Origin of the sequence: Actinocrinis sp. (genome assembly GCF_035946395.1) — a bacterium.
Lineage (GTDB): Bacteria > Actinomycetota > Actinomycetes > Streptomycetales > Catenulisporaceae > Actinocrinis.
Window position 1 is genome coordinate 21,553 of the sequence record NZ_DASYZI010000100.1, and the last position, 22,642, is coordinate 44,194.

General features: G+C 69.3%; 17 protein-coding genes and 1 pseudogene. 12 read left to right on the forward strand and 6 right to left on the reverse strand.

The features are described 5' to 3' along the window. The first annotated feature begins 9 nt into the window (after positions 1–9). The 4 genes from pstA to VGS97_RS06685 are packed head-to-tail and all read left to right on the forward strand — an operon-like array spanning position 10 to position 4,634. Positions 10–1,209, forward strand: a complete 1,200-nt coding sequence (gene pstA / locus VGS97_RS06670; RefSeq protein ID WP_326852352.1) for a phosphate ABC transporter permease PstA — start codon at positions 10–12, stop codon at positions 1,207–1,209. Next, a complete protein-coding gene (locus tag VGS97_RS06675) occupies positions 1,196–2,845 on the forward strand; it encodes a substrate-binding domain-containing protein (protein ID WP_326852353.1) in 1,650 nt (549 codons plus the stop codon). Before pstA ends, VGS97_RS06675 begins: the two co-directional genes overlap by 14 nt. Before the next feature lie 3 nt (positions 2,846–2,848). After that, positions 2,849–3,778, forward strand: a complete 930-nt coding sequence (locus VGS97_RS06680; RefSeq protein ID WP_326852354.1) for a sortase — start codon at positions 2,849–2,851, stop codon at positions 3,776–3,778. A gap of 25 nt (positions 3,779–3,803) precedes the next feature. Beyond that, a complete protein-coding gene (locus VGS97_RS06685; RefSeq protein ID WP_326852355.1) occupies positions 3,804–4,634 on the forward strand; it encodes a phosphate ABC transporter ATP-binding protein in 831 nt (276 codons plus the stop codon). A gap of 203 nt (positions 4,635–4,837) precedes the next feature. Here the strand turns inward: VGS97_RS06685 and VGS97_RS29445 are convergent. After that, positions 4,838–5,002, reverse strand: a pseudogene (locus VGS97_RS29445) (YegP family protein); the annotation flags it as partial. 168 nt (positions 5,003–5,170) lie between these two features. Next, positions 5,171–6,835, reverse strand: a complete 1,665-nt coding sequence (locus VGS97_RS06695) for a substrate-binding domain-containing protein (protein ID WP_326852357.1) — start codon at positions 6,833–6,835, stop codon at positions 5,171–5,173. A gap of 745 nt (positions 6,836–7,580) precedes the next feature. Here VGS97_RS06695 and VGS97_RS06700 point away from each other — a divergent pair. Beyond that, on the forward strand, positions 7,581–9,413 hold the full coding sequence (locus VGS97_RS06700) for a hypothetical protein (protein ID WP_326852358.1): 1,833 nt from the start codon (positions 7,581–7,583) through the stop codon (positions 9,411–9,413). Between the two features lie 146 nt (positions 9,414–9,559). Here VGS97_RS06700 and VGS97_RS06705 read toward each other — a convergent pair whose 3' ends face one another. Then, the gene (locus VGS97_RS06705) at positions 9,560–11,350 is read right to left on the reverse strand and encodes a hypothetical protein (RefSeq protein WP_326852359.1); all 1,791 of its coding nucleotides are present in this window, start codon (positions 11,348–11,350) and stop codon (positions 9,560–9,562) included. A gap of 200 nt (positions 11,351–11,550) precedes the next feature. Between VGS97_RS06705 and VGS97_RS06710 the strand changes: the two genes are divergently transcribed. After that, on the forward strand, positions 11,551–13,146 hold the full coding sequence (locus tag VGS97_RS06710) for a N,N-dimethylformamidase beta subunit family domain-containing protein (protein WP_326852360.1): 1,596 nt from the start codon (positions 11,551–11,553) through the stop codon (positions 13,144–13,146). Here VGS97_RS06710 and VGS97_RS06715 read toward each other — a convergent pair. Then, positions 13,094–13,873 (reverse strand): hypothetical protein, encoded by a 780-nt coding sequence (locus tag VGS97_RS06715; protein ID WP_326852361.1) that lies wholly within the window; start codon positions 13,871–13,873, stop codon positions 13,094–13,096. The genes VGS97_RS06710 and VGS97_RS06715 overlap by 53 nt on opposite strands. 21 nt (positions 13,874–13,894) lie before the next feature. Beyond that, positions 13,895–15,397 (reverse strand): MFS transporter, encoded by a 1,503-nt coding sequence (locus tag VGS97_RS06720; RefSeq protein WP_326852362.1) that lies wholly within the window; start codon positions 15,395–15,397, stop codon positions 13,895–13,897. 121 nt (positions 15,398–15,518) lie between these two features. Between VGS97_RS06720 and VGS97_RS06725 the strand changes: the two genes are divergently transcribed. From VGS97_RS06725 to VGS97_RS06740, 4 genes are all read left to right on the forward strand, one after another. Continuing rightward, positions 15,519–16,100, forward strand: a complete 582-nt coding sequence (locus VGS97_RS06725; protein ID WP_326852364.1) for a helix-turn-helix domain-containing protein — start codon at positions 15,519–15,521, stop codon at positions 16,098–16,100. Positions 16,101–16,235: 135 nt separating this feature from the next. Then, entirely contained in the window at positions 16,236–17,273 is a 1,038-nt protein-coding gene (locus VGS97_RS06730) for an ATP-binding cassette domain-containing protein (protein WP_326852365.1), read from the forward strand. Continuing rightward, entirely contained in the window at positions 17,273–18,064 is a 792-nt protein-coding gene (locus VGS97_RS06735; RefSeq protein ID WP_326852366.1) for an ABC transporter permease, read from the forward strand. The genes VGS97_RS06730 and VGS97_RS06735 overlap by 1 nt, the downstream gene beginning before the upstream one ends. An 85-nt stretch (positions 18,065–18,149) precedes the next feature. Then, the gene (locus VGS97_RS06740; RefSeq protein WP_326852367.1) at positions 18,150–18,917 is read left to right on the forward strand and encodes a MerR family transcriptional regulator; all 768 of its coding nucleotides are present in this window, start codon (positions 18,150–18,152) and stop codon (positions 18,915–18,917) included. 159 nt (positions 18,918–19,076) lie between these two features. Here the strand turns inward: VGS97_RS06740 and VGS97_RS06745 are convergent, their stop codons facing one another. After that, the gene (locus VGS97_RS06745) at positions 19,077–20,126 is read right to left on the reverse strand and encodes a LacI family DNA-binding transcriptional regulator (protein ID WP_326852368.1); all 1,050 of its coding nucleotides are present in this window, start codon (positions 20,124–20,126) and stop codon (positions 19,077–19,079) included. Positions 20,127–20,397: 271 nt separating this feature from the next. Between VGS97_RS06745 and VGS97_RS06750 the strand changes: the two genes are divergently transcribed. Further along, complete coding sequence (locus tag VGS97_RS06750) at positions 20,398–21,636, forward strand: amino acid ABC transporter substrate-binding protein (protein ID WP_326852369.1); 1,239 nt, start codon at positions 20,398–20,400, stop codon at positions 21,634–21,636. A gap of 13 nt (positions 21,637–21,649) precedes the next feature. Next, a complete protein-coding gene (locus VGS97_RS06755) occupies positions 21,650–22,528 on the forward strand; it encodes a branched-chain amino acid ABC transporter permease (RefSeq protein ID WP_326852370.1) in 879 nt (292 codons plus the stop codon). Positions 22,529–22,642: the final 114 nt, after the last annotated feature.

The window sequence follows — 22,642 nt, forward strand, 5'->3', positions numbered from 1 at the left end:
GAAGCTGCGATGACCGACGTTCTTCCCGCAGAACTCGGCGAGGCTCCCTCGCCCGCGGCCGCGGCGGCACCGCAGCGGCCCGCCGCGGCGGCCGAGCAGCGGATCAGGCTGCGCACCTTCACCGCGGACGGCCTGCTCGCGCTCCTGGGCTCGGCCGCCGCGGCGATCGGGTTCTGCTGGGTGGCGTACGAACGCATACTCCCGCTCACCGGCGCGCTCGGTTTCTGGCTGCTGGGCTACCTGTTCTTCCTCGGCGTGTACGGCGTGGTGACGGCGATCGTCTGGGGCCGGCGGGCGGTGGTCGACCGGGTGGTGGCCGCGGTGATGTACAGCACCGGGCTGCTGATCGTCGGCATCATCCTCGACCAGATCGGCTACACGATCTACCGGGGCGAGCCCGCGCTGCGGCACCTCAACTTCTTCACCCAGACCATGGCGCAGGCCGGCGCGCGGGATCCGCTCACCGTGGGCGGCGTGCTCCAGGCGATCGTGGGATCGCTGATGCAGATGGGCATCGCGACGGCCATCGCCGTTCCGCTCGGCATCCTCGCCGCGCTGTTCCTGGCCGAGGTCGGCGGCCGGATGGCCCGCCCGGTCCGGTCGCTGGTCGAGGCGATGACCTCGCTGCCGGAGATCATCGCCGGGCTGTTCATCTACGCCCTCTTCGTGCTCTCGCTCGGATTCGAGCGCTCCGGCCTGGCCGCGGGACTCGCCCTGACCGTGATGATGATCCCCTTCGTCGCGCGCTCCTCCGAGGTGATGCTGCGCCTCGTGCCGCAGGCCCTGCGCGAGGCGTCGTACGCGCTCGGCGCGAGCCAGTGGCGCACGGTGTGGACCGTCGTGCTGCCCACCGCGCGTTCGGGCCTGACGACGGCCGTCGTGCTCGGCATGGCGCGGGCGATCGGCGAGACCGCTCCGGTGCTGCTGACCTCGGGTGTCAGCCCCTTCATGAACACCGACCCGCTGCACCACTGGCAGACCAGCCTGCCGTTGTTCATCTACGACGCGGTCCACTACCCGCAGCAGTCGATGATCGACCGCGGTTTCGGCGCCGCGCTGGTGCTGATCATCGTCGTCTTGGTGCTGTTCACCATCGCCCGCACCGTCGGCGGCAAAGCACCCGGCGAACTGACTCGCCGTCAGCGTCGGCGGATCGCCCGCGACTTGTACGCCACCTCCCTCGAAAGGGCCTCCGATGCGTCCGCGTAGCATCCGCCGCTTCGCAGCAATGCTCGCGGCGGCGTTAACCGTCGCGACCGTGCCTGTCGCTCCCGCGCACGCGGTCTCGTATGTCCCTCTACAAGGCGACGGTTCGTCCTGGGCCGAGCCCGCGATCGCGCAGTGGGCGCGGGACATGGTGACGCAGGGCATCCAGATCAGCTACACCGGCGACGGCTCCGCCCAGGGCCGGGAACACTACATCGAGAACCAGAACGACTTCGCCGGCTCGGACATCGCGTTCCTCAAACAGGGCGACCCCTTCAACCCGGGCGTCGAGAACGTGGGATGGAACTTCTCGTACATCCCGATCGTCGCGGGCGGCACGACCTTCGTCTACAACCTGGTCGTCGGCGGACAGAAGATCCGCAATCTGCGGCTGTCCGGCCTGACCCTGGCCAGGATCTTCACCGGGTCGATCACCAACTGGAGCGACCCCGCGATCACCCGCGACTACGGGGTGCAGCTGCCCAGCCAGCCGATCACGGTGATCACCCGGTCGGACGGCTCGGGCGCCAGCTACATGTTCACCCGCTGGCTCTCGAAGCAGTACTCGTCCCTGTGGAACGGATTCTGCCAGGCGCACGGCGGTCCCTCGCCCTGCGGGCCGACCGAGTTCTACCCCGGGTTCGGCGGCTCCATCCAGAAGGACGGCTCGGACCAGGTCGCCACGTTCCTCGCCTCGCCGATCAGCGAGGGCTCGATCGGTTACGACGAATACGCCTACGCGCTCAACTACAGCCTGCCCGCGGTCAAGATGCTCAACTCGGCGGGCTACTACACGCTGCCCACGCCGTCGAACGTGGCGATCGCGCTCCAGGCGGCGATCATCGACGAGAACCCGAGCGATGTCGACTTCCTGATGCAGAACCTCGACAACGTCTACGCGTACTCCGATCCACGTACTTATCCGCTGTCGAGTTACAGCTATCTGATCATCCCGCGGGACGTCGGCGGAGGCGGTAACAACCAGCCGCCTCCCAACTGGAACACCCAGAAGGGCGTGACGCTGGGCACCTGGCTCAACTACGTGCTCTGCGGCGCACAGTCGAGCGCCGGGGTGCTGGGTTACTCGCCGCTGCCGAAGAACCTGGTGGTCGGCGGGTTCACGCAGGTGGACCACATGCCCGGCCACGTGCCGACTCCGGACCTGAACCAGCTGAACGGCTGCGACAACCCGACCTACTCCAACGGCGTCAATCACCTGATCGTCGACGCGCCGATGCCGAGCCCGTGCGACAAGGTCACCGCCCCGCTCAACTGCGCGGTGCGAAACGGCGAGGCGGTGAACACCGGCTCCGGTTCCGGGACCGGCGGTGGTTCCGGCGGTTCGGGCGGCAACGGCACCACGGGCGGACCCACGTCCGGGGCGGGCCCCTCGTCGTCGGCGGCGGGCAACGGCGCGGGCAGCGGCGGCGGCACCATCGACCCCAACACCGGGCAGATCCTCACGAGCGGGTTCAACAACGGCGGCCCCCAGGCGGTCTACGCCGAACCGGTCGCGGTCGCCGGCAGCTCCGACCAGCAGATCATCCTCGCCATCCTGACCGTGCTCGAACTGCTCGCCGCGATCGCCGTACCCTCCTCCATCGGCATCTGGCTACAGCGCCGCCGGAAGCAGGGCTGAGCCGTGGCGGTCCAGACGCTCCCATCCCCGGCCGGGGTGCAGGCGGGCCCGCGTCCGAGGCTTGTCGAGCTCCCGAGGCCGTCTGCGCCCGCGGACGGCGTCGCACGCCGCGTCGGCATGGCGCTGACGTTCGCCGCGCTGCTCGTCTGCGGATTCTTCGTGTACCTCTACGGCCTGTCCGGCGTGGCCGAGGCGCGTGAGCAGAGCGTCTTGTACAAGACGTTCGCCGCGCAGCTGAGCCAGGCCACCGCGCCGGTCGGCCCGACCTTGGATCCGGACGGCACCACCGTCCGCTACATCCCCGAAGGCGCTCCCGTCGCGCTGGTGGACATCCCCAGCCTGGGAATATCCGGGCTCGTCGTCGTCGAGGGGACCACGTCGGGCGACATGATGCGCGGCCCCGGGCACGTGCGCGCCTCCGCGCTGCCGGGACAGGCCGGCGTCAGCGTGATCTACGGGCGGGCCGCCACGTTCGGCGCGCCGTTCGCTCATCTCATGCGGCTGAACCAGGGCGATCGCATCACGGTGACGACAGGACAGGGCGTCTCCACCTACAAGGTCGCCTCCTTCGGCTCCGCGAGCTCACCGGCGCCCGACACCACCGCGAACCGGCTGGTTCTGGAGACCGGCAACAGCGGGCTGCTCTCCAACGGCGCGCTCATGGTTTCCGCGGACCTGACGGGCACGCCGCAGCAGAATCCGGGCGGCTGGCCGCGGATCACCCCGCAGGAGAAGTACCTGGCCGGCGATCCGGGCGCGCTGCTGCCGCTGGCGCTGTGGTCTCAAGCGCTGCTGCTGCTCGCGGTGGGCGGGGTGGTCGCCGCGCAGTCGTGGTCGCGCTGGGCCGCCTATCTGTGCGTGGCGCCGGCGGTGATCGCGGTGGCCTGGGCCGTGTACGAGAACACGGCCGCGCTGCTCCCCAACCTGAACTGATCGCGACCTGAGGGAACGTGACGAGATGAGCACGACGAACGAGGCCACTGTCAGCTCGGAGCAGAGCCTTGCGGCATTGCCCGCGCCGTCCGCCGCCCTGGCCACCGAGGGGGTTTCCGCGTGGTTCGGCGATCACAAGGTGCTTGAGCGGGTCTCGCTGGCCTTCCCCCTCGGCGAGGTGACGGCGCTGATCGGGCCCTCCGGCTGCGGGAAGTCCACCTATCTGCGGATTCTCAACCGCATGCACGAGATGATCCGCGGCGCGGCGCTGGCCGGAAAGGTGCTGCTAGCGGATCAGGACATCTACGACCCTTCGGTGCGCCCGGCCGAGGTGCGCAAACGGATCGGGATGGTCTTCCAGAAGCCGAACCCCTTCCCGGCCATGACCGTCTACGACAACGTCGCCAGCGGGCTCAAGCTCTCCGGGATGAAGGTCGCGGACCGCGACGCGGTCGTGGAGGACAGCCTGCGCCGCGCGGGGCTGTGGAACGAGGTGCACAACCGTCTGCGCTCTCCTGGCGGCGCCCTGTCCGGAGGGCAGCAGCAGCGGCTCTGCATCGCCCGCTCGCTGGCGGTGAATCCCGACGTGCTGCTGATGGACGAACCCTGCTCCGCGCTCGACCCCACCTCCACCCGGCGGATCGAGGACACGATCGCCGAACTCGCGGGGCAGGTCACCATCGTCATCGTGACGCACAACATGCAGCAGGCGGCCCGGGTCTCCCGAAGCTGCGCCTTCTTCCTGGCGAGCGAGGGATCGCCGGGCCACATCGTCGAGGCGGGGCCGACCGAGCAGATCTTCGGGGACCCGCACGACGCGCGCACCGCGGATTACGTGCACGGCCGGTTCGGGTGATTCTCCGGCGACACGCCTGGGAGCCGGACACGCCTCGTGAGCGTTTTGTCCGGCTCCCGGTGCCGCGCTGAGCCCGCCCAGGCGGCGTCAGCGCGTCAGTGAGACGACATCGACGACGCGGGCTGCTTGGCCGGCTTGGCCGGCTTGTGCGCCCCCGGCTTCTGCTGCGCCGGCTTGGCCGGAGTCTCGGAGGTCATGTCGTGCACCGACGCCTCGGCGGCCTGGCGCTTGATCGAGTCGATCCCGTTCATCGCCGCCATCTTCGAGGTGTACGCTTCGCCGACCGCGATGATCTCGCCGTTGCCGGCCTTGAGGCGGAAGCGGTACTTGCCCGCCGCGTCGGTGTAGAGCTCGAACTTTCCGGCCATGCCAGTGTCCCTTCTGATCGTCCGCCCGGGATGAGCGATGACAGATCGAGACTGACCGTGCGGCGTCGTACTCGCACGGTGGGAAGGCCATCTGGGGAGCGCCCATATGGGCGATGGCTCCCTGGGTAACACAGTGGCTTAGATATCAGTGGCTTAGATAACAGTGGGCTAGATGGCGGTCACAGTCAGCGTCGCGGTGTACGTCCCCGCGAGCGTCGAGGTGGGGACGTCGAGTTGTACGTCGGCGCCGAGGTGCGTGGTGCCGAGCCCGGTCGCGGTCGCCCAGGTGCGCGCGGTGCTCAGGCCGCCGCCGTTGCCGGGCGCCACGGGGGAGCCCACCGTGACGGTCTGCGCCGCGGTGGCGTCGATCACCGACGGCGTCCAACCCAGGTTCAGCCCGGCGATGCTGTGCCCCATGCCGTCGCTGAAGTCGCCGGCCTGGGCGCTGACGCTCCAGCCGGGGTCGCCCGCGCGGTTGTCGGTGACCGTCAGTGGGCTGAGGCTTCCCGAGGTGCGCAAAAGGGCGCCCGAGGGGTCGAGCACCGGGCTCGGCAGCACTACCTGCGGGTTCGCGTCGACCGAGATGACCAGGGATCCGGGCGGCAGCGTGGTGTCGATCGATTCCGTCGGCAGCTGGCTGCTTCCGCAGACCACTGCGCCGAGTTGGTCGCAGGGCTGCGGCTGCGGGGTGTTGGCGATCAGGGTCGTGGCGAGCGCGGCGCACGTCGCGGCGCCGACGGTTGGAGCGCCGGCGCCGGGGATGCGCGGGATCGCGTTCAGATCGGCCTGGACGATGTTCTGCGGCAGGGGCGTGTAGCCCAGGAGTTGTGCTTCGTTCGCACCGCCGCACAGCGCATATGAGGCGAACGCGCCGAGTGTGGCGCCTTTGTCGACCGTGAACGGGGCGGCGGTGCTCGTGGGCACGATCAGATAGCTGACTTGCGGCAGCGGGTAGGCGCGCGGATCGGTGTCGGTGAACGCGCCGTCGAGGTTGGCAGTCAGGCTGCTGTCGAGCTGCGCGGTGAGCAGGGACACGCTGACCGCGCCGGCGCTGGGCGCGGTGTAGTAGCCGGCTGCGTTGAGGACCTTCGCCACCGGCAGGGCCGCAGCCTGCGCGTAGGTCGACTCGACGTACGTGATCGAGCCCTCATTCTGGGGCTGCGCCACGTACCCGGCCACGCCGCTTGAGAGCGCCACGCTGATCATGTTCGTACCTGGCACGCCCGGGTAGAAGGACGTCGCTGCGCACGGCGTCGCGCGCCCGGCGGCGGCGCAGTAGGCGTTCCACAGCGACGGCTGCTCAGTCGCCATCCAGTGGGTGAAGGTCTCGGTGGTGGCCGAGCCGTCGGCGCGCACGACCGGGGTGATCGCCGTGGCGGGCAGCGTGAGGCCCGGGTTGTCCGCCTGGATCGCGGGATCGTTCCATACCGTGACGGCCTGGGTGAAGATCTTGGCGAGTGTGGTGCCGGAGAGCCGCAGACCCGTCAGCCGTTGCCCATTGACCGTCAGGTGGTATGCGAACGCGACGGGTCCGGCGACGATCGGCAGGTAGCTGAACGGCCGTGAGGGCGGCGTGTCGGTGACGCCGTTGTCGGTCAGGCCATAGGGCAGATCGGAGACGGCGAAGTCGACGGTCCCGTTCTTGAACTGGTTGCGGCCGTCGGACGAGCCCGTGCCGGCATAGCTCACCCGGAGGCCCAGGCTCGCCGCATTCGCCGACCAGGTGATGATCGCGTTCTCGGCCGAGGTCGAGCCGGCCCCCGATATCGGCACCGCGGCGACCGCCGATGCGGAGGACACGGCCGTGCCGGCGAGCGCGACACAGGTCGCCAATACGACCAAAGGATTTCTGAACCGTCTGAAATGCGCCATCGCCCGTGCTGTCCCCCGCGCTCTCAGCCCATTGCCTTGGCTTTTGCGGAAAGACTCTGTCCCGCCATGGAACCGGACCGGGCCGGGCTGCGAAGTACGGACATCGGCGGGATGAACAACAGTCGGCGGGATGAACAACAGGCCGCCGCCGGGTGATGACGGCTCGTCGGGCTTTGATCGTGCCCTGGTGGGTGGTTGTGGGCTCGTCCGCTGCTGTGCGTCGGCCGACCGTGGGCCGCTGGCCACGGTTGAGTTCGAAGACTGAGGAGGCGTGATGACGGCTCTTCGGGCTTGATCGTGGCCTTGTGTGCGGCTGTGGGCTCGTCCGCCGGTGTGCGTCGGCCGGACCTGGGCCGCCGGTCATGGTCGAGTTCGAAGAGGGGCGGGGGCGGTGACGGCTCTTCGGACCTGGTTGGGGATTCTTGTGCGGTGCAGGCTCGGCCCCGGCCGATTCCGTCCGGCGCACGGCCCGATCAGGCTTGCGCGCGAGCGTGATCGCAGGCGCTCTTGACACGGCTGTAACGCAAGAGTTCACTTTCGCATCTGGAGAGCGCTCTCCAAACACTCCAGTCATCCTCCCCGTTCGCGCCCCAGAGTCGAGACGCCCGCCACCGGAATCGTTTACGGACCCCAAGGCCCCCGAGTCCCGGCGCGCGTCTCCCAGAGAAAGGCAAGGCGGTACATGACCAGACCACGATGGCGCGCCATGGCAGTCGCGGTCGCGGCGCTCGGCCTCGTCGCCGGCCCCGCGTTGAGCGCGACCGCCGCCGCAGGAGGCCAGGGCAACGGGCTGCCGCAGACCGGCGGCGACCTCGGCCCGAACGTGATCGTGTTCGACCCGGGCATGCCTCAGGCCTCGATCCAGAGCACCCTGAACACGATCGCCGACCAGCAGGTGTCGAACCAGTTCGGCACCGAGCGCTACGAGCTGCTGTTCAAGCCCGGCGTATACGGCTCCAAGGCCGACCCGCTGATCTTCCAGGTCGGCTACTACACCACCGTGGCCGGCCTCGGGCAGACTCCGGACCAGACCGTGATCAACGGCTCGCTGGACGTCTACAACCAGTGCTTCGGCGGCGTGCAGACCAACTGCAACGCCACCGACAACTTCTGGCGCGAGGTCACCAACCTGACCATCAACGTGGCCGGCCAGTCCGGCTGCAAGGGCAACACCGAGTTCTGGGCCGCTTCACAGGCCGCCCCGCTGCGCCGGGTGATCGTCAACGGCCTGGTGAGCCTGATGGACTACTGCGACGGCTCGCCGGACTACGCCAGCGGCGGCTTCATCGCCGACTCGAAGTTCACCGGCAGCACGATCATCAACGGCTCGCAGCAGCAGTACATCACCCGCAACAGCGACCTGGACGGCTGGACCAACGGCGTCTGGAACCAGGTGTTCTGCGGCGACAACGGCGCCCCCGCGCAGAGCTTCGGCGCGAGCTCCGGCCACAGCGGCGGCCCGGCGCCCTACACCACGCTGGCCACCTGCCCGGTGACTCAGGAAGCGCCGTACCTGTACCTCGACTCCTCGGGTAACTACCAGGTGTTCGTGCCGTCGGCCCAGCACAACTCCAGCGGTACGACCTGGGGCGCGGGCAGCACGCCCGGCACTTCGCTGTCGCTCGACTCGTTCTACGTCGTCAACCAGGACAGCACGGTCCAGCAGATCAACCTCGCGCTCGCGCTCGGCGACAATCTGCTGTTCACCCCGGGTGTGTACCAGATCCCGCAGACCATCCACGTGGTCCACCCGAACACCGAGATCATCGGCCTTGGCTTCCCGACCCTGGTGCCGACCAACGGCAACGTGACGATGGACCTGACCGGTCAGGTCGGCTCGACCGACATCTCCGGCCTGATCTTCGACGCCGGACCGGTCAGGTCGCCGGTCCTGCTCAAGCTCGGCGTGCCCGGCTCGCCGCGCAGTGACGCCGACCACCCGGCCACCGTCCACGACGTGTTCTTCCGCGTCGGCGGCGCCACCGCGGGCAGCGCGGACACCGCGTTCGTCGACAACAGCGACGACTCGGTCCTCGACGACGTGTGGATCTGGCGCGCGGACCACGGCGCGGGCGCCGGCGTCTGGAGCGGCGACCAGGGCGACACCGGCCTCGTCGTCAACGGCGACGACGTCACCACCTACGGCCTCGCGGTCGAGCACTTCCAGAAGACCGAGACGGTGTGGAACGGCCAGGGCGGCGACGTCCTGTTCTTCCAGAACGAGAACCCGTACGAGGTGCCGAGCCAGGACGCCTGGATGGACAGCCCGACGCAGAAGGGCTACCCGGCCTTCTACGTCGCGCCGTGGGTGACCAGCTTCCAGGGCTACGGCCTGGGCAGCTACACCTTCTTCAACCAGGGCGTCGACATCCACAACTCCATGGCGTTCCAGGCCCCTGACACGCCGGGAGTCCAGTTCCACGACATCCTGACCGTGTTCCTCACCGGGGCCGGCGGCATCGACTCGGTGATCAACGGCACCGGACCGGCGGCCGACTCGGCCACCGGTGGGCCGGCCGACGTGGTTTCGTACCCGTGACCGCAGCGCGGATCACGGCAGTGTAGATCAGGGCAGTGCAACTCATGATCCGGCGAGTGCTGACGAACTGGCCGAAATGAGTGAGGGCGCCGTTCGGTCGCGATGACCGGGCGGCGCCCTCGTCTTTCTTGCTTTCTTACGTCCCGTCAGTGCGCGCCGACGCAGACGGCCACGGTGCCGCCGCTGGCGTCGGTGAGCCTGAAGTGCCAGCTCAGGTGCTGGCCCGAGTCGGGGAACGCGATGGTCAGGTCGTGGCCGCTCGTGACACTCCACCACTGCTGGTAGCCGCCGTCCGGCTTGTTGCCCAGGTACCACGCGGCGAGGTTCACCTGACTGGCCGCGTGTGCGCCGAGCGTCTGCACTGAGGCCGTCGAGCCGTCCGGCACAGTCAGGTCCACGTGACTGCCGGTCGGGACAGCCGACCGGCATTGCGCGGGCAGCGGCGTGCTGCTCGTCGTGGATGTCACGTGCAGCGGCAATAGAGTGCGCATCTCGCTGTTGACGATGAGCGGCTTGATCCCGGCCAGCTGTGCCACGGTCAGCTCCGGCAGGTGGGTGCCGTAACGCAGGCGCGTCGCGATGTAGAGCGACGGGTCGACGACCGGCAGCAGCCTGCGATCGAGCACGACTGTGCGGTCCAGGCTCGGCGCGTCGCGGAACAGCCAGGTGATCTCCAGCTCGTACTTCTGCGTCGTCAGCGTGTCGGTCCACCTCCCGGCCTGCTGTACCAGCACCGTGGCACCGCCCGCGACCATGCACGCCGCGGTGATCGGCACGAATGCCCGCCGAACGCCGCGCCAGCGCGCGTCACGCAGCGCCTCGGCCAGGATCATCAGCACGAACACCGCGCCGATGTAGGCGTACCGCGGCGCCATGGCCTGGTTGTCGCCGTACCGCGCTCGCACGAGGCCGGTGAGCGTGTACTGGAGCACAATCGCCACGGCGGCGGCGATGGACAGGCCGGTGTCCAGTCGCTTGCGGTACCAGAGCAGCACGGCCGTCGCGGTGAGCCCGGCGAGCGCGACCGGGGCCCAGAGCGGGGAGAGCGCAAAGGTCCCCGCCGCGGCCGAGCCGATGCCCACGGGGGCGTACCCGACCAGGCCTTCCAGCGTCTTGAGGCCGAAGTGCGTGTGGTCTTGGGCGACCGCTTCCTGGCCGAACGTGAAGTACCACCACAGGTAGGCCAGACCCGGCGCGATGTGCACCCACAGCAGCCTGCGGCGGCGGCCGTCGAGAAACAGGTCGACCGCGGCCGCGGCGAAGAAGAACAGTCCGATGCCGGAGGACATCAGGGCGAGCAGCAGCGCTGCGGAGCCGCCTACCGCGCGCAGGCGGCCCGGCACCTCGCCGCCGCCACCGCCGAGCAGGTAAATCGCCAGCAGGCCGAAGGCGACCGACCCGAGGAAGCCGATCTGGAAGGCCCACAGCAGGTTCTCGTAGCCGCGGCCGAGGAACAGCATGACCGCAGCGGCCGACAGTGCCAGCACATCGCCGCCGCGCCGGCGGATGATCAGGAAGAGCAGGAACGCGATGCTCACGTGCAGCAGCAGGAGCACTCCGAGGTACGGCAGGTAACTGCGCAGCCCGACGGTGTCGAGCAGGGCTTTGTAGATCAGCATCGGGACGGTGGACCAGTGCTCGTTGTGCGGCACGAAGTAGTCGCGCAGCTGCCAGTGCCCCGCCGTGCCGATGAAGGACCACTCGTCGAAGTAGAAGTCGAGGTTGCGCGCGGCGTAGAGGATGGCGCAGAACGCGGTGACGCAGAGCCCGAGCACCAGCTTGGCCGCGTGCGGAACGCGTACCTCGCGCAACGACAGGGGCCCGGCGGGGCTGAGGGGCGGGTCCGCGTCGTCCCCGTCGTCCGACGCGCCGGCCTGCTCCGTGATCGCCTCGACCGGATTCGCCTCATGCCTGAAGGCGATGCGTGAGCTGGGCATGAAGACTGTTCCTCCTGTGATGATCCGGCGCAATCCCCGCGAAGCCGGAGCCAAGCTGCCGTTGATGATACGCGCGAGCCATACCGGTTGGTTGCGCTCACGCGCCATGAACGTCTTGTGACGACACCGTCGATGACCTGTGACGAGAACATCGGTCTTCACGCCTGTCGGGTGGTGCCGGCGCGCTAGAGTCGCAGTCTGTGGCAGAGATCTCACGACGTGCCGCGCTCGCCGTCCTCGGTGTGGGGGCGCTGGCGGCCGGCGCACAGTACGCGGTCGAAGCGGCGACGTCGCCGGGCGGCGGCGCGAGCGCGCAGGGGCCGGACAATCCGGTGCGGGCCGAGAACCGGCGGCCCGGTAGCAAGGACTGGAAGATCGGCGCGGGCTCGACCGTCGTGGCGGACGACCTCGGCCGCCAGATCAAGGGCTACGCCTCCGCCACGAGTGTGAACCTCGGCGAGGCGATCGACTTCCACGTCTCCACGGACCCGGCGCGTCCGTACACCGTTTCGATCTTCCGTATGGGTGATTACGCCGGTCTGGGCGCCCGCCACCTGGCCGACAGCCCGAGGCTGCCCGGCGCGAAGCAGTCCGAGCCGGTGACGGCCCCCGGCACCGGGACGATCAGCTGCGGATGGGACGTCGGCTGGAGCCTGAACGTGCCGCGCGACTGGGTCTCAGGCAGCTACCTCGCCGCCTTCACCACCGACGGCGGACACCGCAGCTTTACCCCGTTCGCGGTGCGTGACGACGCGCGGCGGGCAGACTTCCTCGTGGTGCTGCCCTTCTCGACCTACCAGGCCTACAACCAGTGGCCGCTCGACGGGAAGACCGGAAAGAGCCTGTACTACGGCTACGGCCTGAACGGGGCGGACGGCAACCTGGCCGAGCTCGGTTCCCAGCACGCCGACGCGAACGGCGCCCCGATCGCTTACGGCAACCGTGCCCGGAAGGTCAGCTTCGAGCGCCCGTACTCCAGCGTGGGCCTGCCGCAGCGTGCCGACATGGACTACGCGTTCCTACAGTGGGCCGAACGCTCGGGCTATGACGTCGCTTATGCCACCAGTGTCGATCTGCACGAGGGCCGGGTTGATCCCGCGCAGTACGCGGCGCTGGTGTTCTCCGGCCACGACGAGTATTGGTCGCAGACGATGCGTGACACCGTCTCGGCAGCCGTCGGACGCGGGACACACGTCGCCTTCATGGGCGCGAACAACGTCTACTGGCACGTACGGTTCGAGCCCGACCCGCGCGGCCGGGGACTGCAACCGCTGATGGTCTGTTACAAGAGCGACCCGGACCCCGAGCAGGACGCCAGCGGGCCGACCCGGCTGTGGCGCACCGTCGCGGCGCACAACGCGCGAGCGGAGCAGAGCCTGATCGGCGTGCAGTACAACGGCATCCCGAAGGCCGAGATGCCGCTCATCGTCAGCAGCGCCGACCACTGGCTGTGGGCCGGGACCGGGGTGCGCGAGGGCGACGCGATCCCGAGGGTCGTCGGCGGCGAGGCGGACGGCTGGGACCCCGGATCGCCCAAGCCGGACGCCGTCAGCCACACGCTGCTGTCCGCGTCGCACTTCATGGCGGTCGGCGGCAGCGACTGGCCGCGGCTCCAGCGCACCAGCCTGTACGAGACGGCCGGCGGCGCCATGGTGTTCGCCGCCGGTACGTTCAACTGGCCGCTGGCCCTGAGCCACCACGGTTACGTCGACGCCAGGATCCAGCGGGCGACCGCCAACCTCTTCAACCGGCTGCGGCAGCGCCCGAGCGGAACCGCCGCGGCCACCGGAGCCTGAACAGCGGAGCGTCCGGCGACCGGGTCACGAGCAGTGCGGGGACGGCCGCCGTGGCGGCGAGAACCAGGGCCTTGACGATGTTCGGGCCGGGCAGCGGCACCAGCAGCATGAGCGCGAGCACGGCGCCGTACCCGAGGGCCGCACGCAGCGCGACCGCGTTGCGCTCCGCCCGCCCCACGACGATTAGCGCCGCGACGCAGGCCCACCAGGGCGAGCACACGTCGGCCAGCCGGAGCGCGACCGGTCCGAGGCTGGTCGCGGTCCACTGCGCGTAGAGCGCCGCGCCGATCGTCAGCACGCCGGCCGCGAACTCGGTGGCGAGGACGGCGAACCAGGTCTTGAGCCAGGGTGTTTCGGGCTGACGCCCGCGTCCGCGCGCGCGCATCCAGAGCGCCACTGCGAGCCAGGCCAGTGCGAGTGCGACGTACGTCGCGACCCAGCCCACGGAGCCGGCGAAACCGCGCTGGACGGCCCAGTCGTTGCGGCCTATGTCGTGAGACGCCTCCGCCAGGACGAAGACCGGCGCGGAGTGCGCGCCGTCGCCGCCGCCGGCCGGGCCGAGCACCGTGCCGGCGACCGGGGCCACCGCGACCGTTGCGGCCGCGACCAGCGCGAGCAGTGCCCGGCTGTGCCGTGGCGCGTCAACGGTCTGAGATTCCTCGGGCGGTGACTTCCGAGGCTGTGATTCCTCGGGCTGTGGTTCCCCAGGTCGGGCGGATTCCGTCATGGTACTGAGGACACTAAAGGATCAGCTGGGGTTGCGTGACGGCCTGCGCCAGTTCTTCGCCGTGACCAGGACCACCGCGAGCGCCACCGCCAGGAAGATCGCGGAGCCGGTCAGCGCGGCGGAGATCCCGTGGGCAAGGTTCTGCTTCGCGGCCATCGCCGCGGTCGCGCCGGCCACGTGCTGCGACTGCTGCGCGTGGCGGCTCACCGTGCCGAACACGGTGACCAGGACGGCTAGGCCGAGCGAGCCGCCCACCTGGTGGAAGGCGTTCACCAGCCCGGAGGCCGCGCCGCTGTCCTGCGGCTGCACCCCGGCGATGCCCGAGGAGGTGAGCGGGATGAACGCGATGCCCATGCCGACGCCCAGCAGGATCATCGGGATCGCGACCTGTGGGAAGTACTGTGTGCTCGCCGAGAGCCCGCGGGCCCAGCCCATGGCGCCCAGCGCGATCACCAGGCCGGTGACCAGCAGCCGGGTGCTGTCGACCCGCGCGGCGACCTTCGGCACCATCCGCGAGGTCGCGAACAGCACCGCCGTCATCGGCAGGAACGCGAATCCGGCCTTCAGCGCGCTGTAGTCGAGCACTTCTTGCAGGTACTGCGTCACGAAGAAGAAGAACGCGAACATGCCGCCGACGGTGAACAGCCGCGCCACGTACGCTCCGGAGCGCTCACGGCTGGCGAACAGCCGCAGCGGCAGGATCGGCTGCTCGGCGCGCAGCTCGCGCAGCACGAACCCGGCGAGCAGCACCAGCGCCGCGGCGAACGAGGCCAGCGTGGCGCGGTCGGCCCAGCCGGCGGACCCGGCCCGGACGAAGCCGTAGACGAGGGAGGTCATGCCGAGCGTGGAGGTGACCGCGCCGGCCAGGTCGAAGCGGCCCGGGTTGCGCTCGGTCTCCGGCAGGTACCGCGGGGCGAGCAGGACCAGCGCGGCGCCGATCGGCACGTTGATGAACAGCCCCCAGCGCCAGGAGAGCAGGTCGGTCAGGAAGCCGCCGATCACCAGCCCGATGCTCGCGCCACCGCTCGACGCGGCGGCGTACAGCGAGATCGCGCGCATCCGGTCGCGGGGCTCGCGGAAGTGCGTCATCAGCAGGGCGAGCGTGGACGGCGCGGCGATCGCCGCGGCCACGCCCTGGATCGTGCGCGCGGTCAGCAGCCAGGTGCCGTTCTGCGCGAGCCCGCCGAGCAGCGAGGCAAGGGTGAAGGCCGCGATGCCCCCCATGTAGACCCGGCGGCGGCCGAGGATGTCGCCGACGCGGGCGCCGAACAACAGCAGCCCGCCGAAGGCGAGCGTGTAGGCGTTCTGCACCCAGGACAGGCTGGTGGTGGAGAAGCCGAAGGCGTTCTGGATCTTGGGTAGGGCCGTGATGACCACCGAGGCGTCCAGCACGATCATCAGCTGGCTGGTCAGGATGATCGCCATCACCAGCGCGGACGTGGTGGACGAGGCTGCGTCGCCCGCGGTCGGCCGCCCGGTCGGGCGGCGTGCCGGGGCACGGGTGAGAACAGGGGAAGATGGCATGATGCGGCGAGCCTTTCGACGGGAGCTCGACGAGTGCTAAAGTGGAGGCGCCCTCCAGAACTATACGGAGGAGCCCTCCGGTTGGCAAGCCGGAAGGTAGCGCAGAAAGGAGCGCCGGGTCATGACCAGCGCCGAGACGGTGAGTGGGCTGAACACACGCCGGCCCATGCGCGCGGACGCGCGGCGCAACTACGAGAAGCTGCTCGCCGTGGCGCGCGACGCGTTCACCGAGAACAGCGCCGTGACGCTTGAGGAGATCGCGCGGCGCGCGGAGGTCGGCATCGGGACGCTCTACCGGCACTTCCCGACCCGGCCCGCGCTGCTGGAGAGCATCTACATCGATCAGGTCGAGGACCTGTGCAACACGGCGCGCGAGCTGCAAGTCACGCTGCCGCCGTGGGAGGCGCTGGTCGCCTGGCTGCACCGCTACGTCGGATACGTCGGCACCAAGCGGGCGCTGGCCGAGGAACTGACCGCCTCGATGGGGACGACCTCAGAGGTCTTCCGCAGTTGCCGCGAGTCGCTCTTCGCGGCGGGCGAGCCGCTGCTGACCCGTGCGCAGGAGGCGGGCGTGGTACGTACCGACGTCAGCATCGACGACCTGGTGCGGCTGGTCAGCGGGATCACGATGATGACCTTTGTCGAGCCCGGCCAGATGGAGCGGGTCGTCGGCATCGCGCTGGACGGCCTGCGCGCGCGGTAAGTGTGCTGATCCGATGGTGCTGATCCGACCGTGACGATCTGACAGTGCTGATTCGACGGTGCTGGATCCGTGGTCCCGAGCGGGCGCGGAAACGGGCTTGACCTTGACGTAGGGTCAACCCTCCACGATGGGGTCATGACACATTCGGACACGTCACCGCCCCCATCACCACCCCCAACACGCGCCGGGGGACTGTCAGCTGTCGGACTTCGTAAGTCCTTCGGCGACAAGCTAGTGCTCGACGGCATCGACCTGAACGTCGCCGCGGGCACGGTCTTCGCGCTGCTCGGCCCGAACGGCGCAGGCAAGACCACCGCGGTCAGGATCCTGTCCACACTGATCCGCGCCGACGGCGGCGAGTTGCGCGTCGCCGGGCACGACGTCGCGCGCGAGCCCGACGCGGTGCGCGCCGCGATCGGCGTGACCGGCCAGTTCTCGGCGGTGGACAACCTGCTCACCGGCGAGGAGAACCTCGTCCTCATGGCGGACCTGCACCGGCTGGGCCGCGACGAGGGCCGCCGGCGCGCCGCCGAACTGCTGCGCAGGTTCGACCTCTCCGACGCGGCGAGGAAACTCGTCTCCACCTACTCCGGCGGGATGCGCCGCCGCCTCGACCTCGCGATGACGCTGATCGGCCGGCCACGGGTGATCTTCCTCGACGAGCCGACCGCCGGGCTCGACCCGCGCAGCCGCCGCGGGTTGTGGGCGATCATCCGCGAGCAGGTCGCCGACGGCGTCACGATCTTCCTGACCACGCAGTACCTGGAGGAGGCGGACCAACTCGCCGACCGGATCGCGGTGCTCGACCACGGCCGGATCGTGGCGGAGGGCACCGCCGCCGAGCTCAAGCGCCTGGTTCCCGGCGGCCACGTCAGCCTCCGGTTCGCCGACGCCCGATCGCTCGACCTGGCCGCCGAGGAACTCGGCGGCGCCGTCCAAGCGCGTGACGACGAGGCGCTGACCCTGCAAGTCGCCGGCGACGGCGGCGTGCGTTCGCTGCGCGCCATGCTCGACCGGCTCGACTCGGCGGCGGTCGACGTCGAGGAACTGTCGGTGCACACCCCCGATCTCGACGATGTCTTCCTCGCCCTCACCGGCGACGGCCGCGAGCTCAGCCATGACGGACACGGTCACAGCGATGACGAGAACGACGACGACAAGGCGAGGATCTGATGAGCAGCCTGAGTTACACCGTCACCGACACCGCCACGATGCTGCGGCGCACGCTGCGGCACGCGATTCGCTACCCCGCGATGACCACTGCCTCCCTGGTGATCCCGGTCATGTTGCTGCTGCTGTTCGTCGGGCTGCTGGGCCGCACGCTCGGCGCCGGCCTGAATGCCGCGCACACCAGCGGCAGCTACATCGACTACGTCGCCCCCGGGATCATCCTGCTCGGCGTGGCGTCGGGCTGCATGTCGACCTCGGTCGCCGTCTGCGTCGACATGACCGAAGGCATCATCGACCGGTTCCGCACGATGGCGATTTCCCGCTCCTCGCTGCTGACCGGGCACGTGCTCTCCAGCATGATCCAGACCACGATCAGCACGGTCCTGGTGATCGGCGTCGCGGTGGCGCTGGGCTGGCGGCCGCACGGCGGACCGGCCGAATGGCTCGCCGTGTTCGGCCTGCTGGAGCTGCTCGCCTTCGCGCTGACCTGGCTCGCGGTGGGCATCGGGCTGGTGTCCAGTACCCCGGAGTCGGCCAGCAACACGCCGATGCTGATCCAGTTCCTGCCGTTCATCGGCAGCACCTTCGTGCCCACCGGCTCGATGCCGGCGGGGGTGCGCTGGTTCGCCGAGTACCAGCCGTTCACGCCGATGATCGAGACCATCCGCGGCCTGCTGACCGGCACGCGCATCGGCGACGACGCCCTGATCTCGGTCGTCTGGTGCCTGGGCATCCTGGTGGCCGGATACTGGTGGTCGAGCGCGGCCTTCAAGCGCGACCGTGTTCAAGCGTGACGGTACACAGTGGAGTATGCGCAGCACAGCAGTGCAGAGGCATCAACAGACGGACCCGACGCTGACAAGTGAAATGAGGAGTCTGATGCTCACCATCAGCCAACTCGCGGACTATGTCGGGGTGACGGTGCGCGCCGTGCGGCACTACCACCAGCGCGGACTGCTCGCCGAGCCGGAGCGTGACGCCTCGGGCTACCGGCGGTACGACGCACAGGCCGTCATCGACCTGATCCGCATCAAGACCCTGGCCGACGCCGGCGTTCCGCTGGCCCGGATCGACGAACTGCTCGCCGCCGAGCCGGAGCGGTTCGCGCGGGCGGTGGCCCGGATCGACCGGGACCTGGCCGCGAAGATCCGCGACCTCAAGGAGTACCGCCGCCGGATCGCGCAACTCGCCGGGGGAGAGCGGCTCTTCCTGCCGCAGGACGTCGTCGAGTTCCTCGACGAGTTGCGCGCCCTCGGGGTGAGCGAGCGGGCGATCCTGCTGGAGCGCGACGGCTGGATCATGCTCGCGGCCCGCTACCCCGAGGCGGTGGCCACGTTCATCGCGAACAAGCGCGCGTACCTGCGGGATGCGGATTTCCGTCGGTTCTACCTGGCCTACGACCAGGCCTTCGACTGGGAGCCCGACGATCCGCGGATCGAGCGGCTCGCCGACGAGATGTTCGGGTACTTCAAGACTCTGGACCACAGCGCGGACACGGACCGGTCGGCGCCGGCCGACACGGGCGGCATGGAGGGTGTAGAGGGCGTGGAGGCCTTGCTCGCCGAGCACTACAGCGACGCCTCGCCCGGCTGGATCCGGCTGAACGAGCTGGCTACGAAGAAGATGAAGGCTGCCGGGATGCGTTAGTGGGGTGTTTGAGAAGCGGCGTCGGATCAGAGTGTGGCGTGTGGCGCGTGCGATCGCGAGGCGCAGGGCCGTGCCCATACTGGAGGTTTGGGCACGGCCCGAAAATGCGGCGATCGTGCGTGAAGGCACCGCGATCCTGGCCCCGCAGCCCAAACACCCCTAGGCCGGGTTGCTGGTGCTGGTGTTGGCGTCGTACGGCGGGGCGGTGGAGGCGCGCACGATCAGCTTGGGCGGCAGCGAGAGCCGCTTGGTCAGGTGGGTCGGCTGCATGAGCTGTTCAAGCAGCAGCCGGCCCGCCTCGGCGCCTAGGTCGTAGTGCGGCACTCGCACGGTGGTCAGCGCCGGATGGAACTTGTCCGCGAAGGGCATGTCGTTGAAACCGGTGATCGACATCCGCTCGGGGCAGGCTATGCCGCGCTCCCGGAACACGTCGCAGGCGCCGAGGGCGAGCAGGTCGTTGGCCGCCACGATCGCGGTCAGTTCCGGCGCGCGGTCCAGCAGCAGCCTGGTCGCCGAGGCCCCGGCGGCCTCGCTGTACGCGTCGCAGACCTCGATGTACTCGGGCGGGGCGTCCAGCCGGTGCGAGTGCAGCGTCTCGCGGAACGAGCGGACCCGGGTCGAGCCGGTGGACAGGCCCGGCGGCCCGGAAAGGTGGCCGATCCGCTGGTGGCCGAGGCCGATCATGTGCTCGGTCGCCATGGCGACGCCGAGCCAGTCGTCCGTGGTGACCGCGGAGAAGTCCGCGCGTTCGGTGTCCCGGTTGACCAGCACGACCTTCAGCCCGCGGTGCGCGGCCTCCGCCAGCAGCGGATGATCGCGGCGGGCCGTGGCCATGATGATGCCGTCCACCCGGCGGGTCACCAGCGCCTCGAACTGCGTGCGCTCGCGCTGCTCGTCGTTGTCGGTGTTCGCCAGCAGGGCCGTGTATCCCTCGTCGGCGAGTACGTCCTCTATGCCGCGCACGATCGGCGGGAACAGGGGGTTCATCAGATCTGGAATAATCACGCCCACGGTGTGGGACCGGTTCGTGCGCAGGCCCCTGGCGATGCCGTTCGGGACGTAGCCCAGCTCCCGCGCGGCGACCAGCACCCGCTCGGCAGTGGACTTACTCACCAGGTGACGGCTGGCCGGGTTCAGCGCGCGCGACGCGGTAGCCTGATGGACTCCGGCGCGCCGGGCGACATCGGAAAGCGTCGAGGCTCGGGACACGCGCCGAGAGTAGTCTTACAGGGGCGTAGAAGCAATCGTTTGCACCGCCACAGTTGGTCACCGCGCGTCATCGCGTGATCGAAAGCGCAGTTGAGCGCCCTGTCTCGGTCACCTGTCTGACTGAGGGATTGACAGTTCATGGGGCCGGGCGGATATTTCCATGCAATCGACCGCATGACCGTCGCATCCAGCTTCGAGCGGAACCGGCCGTTTTCCATGCTCGGACAAGGCAGTCCCCAGGAGGGGGATGCACATGCTCGAATGCAATCGTATGCATAAACATGGCCGTATCGCCCTGCGGCGCGCCGCCGCAATCCTAGCGGTCAGCGCGCTGGCGCTGGCCGGCTGCGGGAACTCGCACGGCGCGGGGGCGCAGAGCCCGTCCACCCTCACCATCGGCATCTCGCTCTCGCTGACCGGGGACTTCGCCGATCCGGGAAAGGCCGCGGAGCGCGGCTACCAGCTGTGGCAGGACACGGTGAACGCCAAGGGCGGCGTGCTCGGCCGCAAGGTGGCGCTCAAGATCGTGGACGACGCCTCCAGCCCGGACCAGGCGGTCACCAACTACCAGAACCTGATCAACCGGGACCACGTGGACCTGGTGTTCGGGCCGTTCTCCTCGCTGCTGACCATCCCGTCCTCGGTGGTGGTCAACCGGTACCGCTACGCGTTCATCGAGCCGGCCGGCGGCGGCCCCGCGGTGTTCTCGCAGCACCTGCACAACCTCTTCTTCGTGCAGCCGGCGCCGACGGTGCAGGGCGGGATGGTATTCGCGGACTACATCCTCTCGCTGCCCGCGGATCAGCGGCCGAAGACCGCGGCGTATCCGTCGCTGGACGACCCGTTCGCCTCGCCGATCGCCGACGCGGTGCGCCAGCGTTTCGAGGCCGCGGGCATCAGGACCGTGTACAACGCGATCTATCCCGCGGAGACCACCGACCTGACCCCGGTCATCACCAAGGTCGCGGCGGCCGACCCGGACGTGGTCGTCGCCGGGACGCAGTCCGAGGACGCGTACGGCGACGTCAGGGCCATGATTCAGCTTAAGTGGGCGCCCAAGTGGCTCTACCTGTCCAACGGCGCGAACTCCCCGGTGGACTTCCCGAACGCGGTCGGCCTGAAGAACACCGAGGGCATCTTCTCCTCCGGCGACTGGTTCCCGGGCAGCACGGCCTCGGGCAGCGACGCCTTCGCCGCCGCGTACGTGAAGAAGTACGGCGGCACACCCGACCAGATCGACAGCACCTCCGCCGAGGCCTACTCGTGTGGAATGCTGGTCGAGGAGGTCGCCGCGAAGACCGGGAAGATCGACAACGCCACCATCATCAGCACCCTGCATTCCGGCGCCTGGCCGACGCTTGAGGGGGACCTGTCCTGGGACTCGGACGGCGCGCCGCAGGGCTCTTACCTGCTGGAGCAGTGGATCGGCGGCACACTACAGGCGGTGTATCCGACCGACCGGGCCAAGCACACGCCGGTCACCGAGCCGCTGGCCTGGGCCGCCGAGTAAGGGACCGTTCTTCATGCACACTGTCATCCAGGCGCTGATCGTCGGCGTGCTGACCGGGGGTGTCTACGCGCTGATGGCCAGTGGCCAGACGCTGATCTTCGGCATCATGAAGGTGGTGAACCTGGCGCAGGGCGCCCTGGTGATCGCCGGGGCGTACCTGAGCTATTCGCTGTTCACCTCGTTCGGCCTCGATCCGTTCCTCTCGATCCTGGTGACCACGCCGGTACTGTTCGGCGCCGGTGCGGGGCTCCAGCTGCTGTTCCTGCGCCCGCTGCGCGAGCAGGACCGCCAGGAGCTCTCACTGCTGGTGACCTTCGCCATCGCGCTCGGGATCGAGGGCGTGTTGAGCGTGACGTACAAGACGACGTACCGCACGATCCGGACCGGCTACGCGGACGACTCGTACACCGTCGATGGTTATCAGATCTCTGCGGTGCGTCTGTACGCGTTCATACTCTCCATCGCCATGCTCGCGCTGCTCTACGCACTGCTGGAGCGCACCCGCTTCGGCCGGGCGATCCGCGCCACCGTGCAGAATCCCGAGTCGGCGCAGCTGCTCGGCGTCAACGCGCGCAGCGTCGCAGCCGTCGGATTCGGCATCGGCGCCGCGACGGCGGCCGCGGCGGGCGCGGTGTACGGCATCCTCTACTCGTTCAACTCGGGCAGCCACTACGACCTGATCTCCCGGCTGCTGTCCATCGTGATCCTGGGCGGGCTCGGCAGCATCGGCGGCTCGATCGTCGGCGCGATGGTGATGGGCGTGGTCGCCTCGCTGGTTGCGGCGCTGGGAACGCCGATCTGGTCGGACTTCAGCTTCTTCGCCGTGCTGCTCGCGGTGCTGCTGATCCGGCCGCGCGGCCTGTTCGGCGCGAGCTTGCGAGGCGCCCTGTGAACGCGGCGGCCCGGGCTGATGGAACCCAGGCTGATGGAACCCAGGCTGATGGAACCCAGGCCGATGAGACTCAGGCTGATGAGACTCAGGCTGATGAGACTCAGGCTGATGAAA

Bases quoted from the DNA above. Each gene is read 5' to 3' on its own strand.
- VGS97_RS06730 (WP_326852365.1), top strand. From the start codon at position 16,236: ATGACACATTCGGACACGTCACCGCCCCCATCACCACCCCCAACACGC.
- VGS97_RS06700 (WP_326852358.1), top strand. From the start codon at position 7,581: ATGGCAGTCGCGGTCGCGGCGCTCGGCCTCGTCGCCGGCCCCGCGTTG.
- pstA (WP_326852352.1), top strand. From the start codon at position 10: ATGACCGACGTTCTTCCCGCAGAACTCGGCGAGGCTCCCTCGCCCGCG.
- VGS97_RS06725 (WP_326852364.1), top strand. From the start codon at position 15,519: ATGACCAGCGCCGAGACGGTGAGTGGGCTGAACACACGCCGGCCCATG.
- VGS97_RS06685 (WP_326852355.1), top strand. From the start codon at position 3,804: ATGAGCACGACGAACGAGGCCACTGTCAGCTCGGAGCAGAGCCTTGCG.
- VGS97_RS06720 (WP_326852362.1), bottom strand. From the start codon at position 15,397: ATGCCATCTTCCCCTGTTCTCACCCGTGCCCCGGCACGCCGCCCGACC.
- VGS97_RS06735 (WP_326852366.1), top strand. From the start codon at position 17,273: ATGAGCAGCCTGAGTTACACCGTCACCGACACCGCCACGATGCTGCGG.
- VGS97_RS06740 (WP_326852367.1), top strand. From the start codon at position 18,150: ATGCTCACCATCAGCCAACTCGCGGACTATGTCGGGGTGACGGTGCGC.
- VGS97_RS06750 (WP_326852369.1), top strand. From the start codon at position 20,398: ATGCATAAACATGGCCGTATCGCCCTGCGGCGCGCCGCCGCAATCCTA.
- VGS97_RS06705 (WP_326852359.1), bottom strand. From the start codon at position 11,350: ATGCCCAGCTCACGCATCGCCTTCAGGCATGAGGCGAATCCGGTCGAG.
- VGS97_RS06675 (WP_326852353.1), top strand. From the start codon at position 1,196: ATGCGTCCGCGTAGCATCCGCCGCTTCGCAGCAATGCTCGCGGCGGCG.
- VGS97_RS06715 (WP_326852361.1), bottom strand. From the start codon at position 13,873: ATGACGGAATCCGCCCGACCTGGGGAACCACAGCCCGAGGAATCACAG.
- VGS97_RS06755 (WP_326852370.1), top strand. From the start codon at position 21,650: ATGCACACTGTCATCCAGGCGCTGATCGTCGGCGTGCTGACCGGGGGT.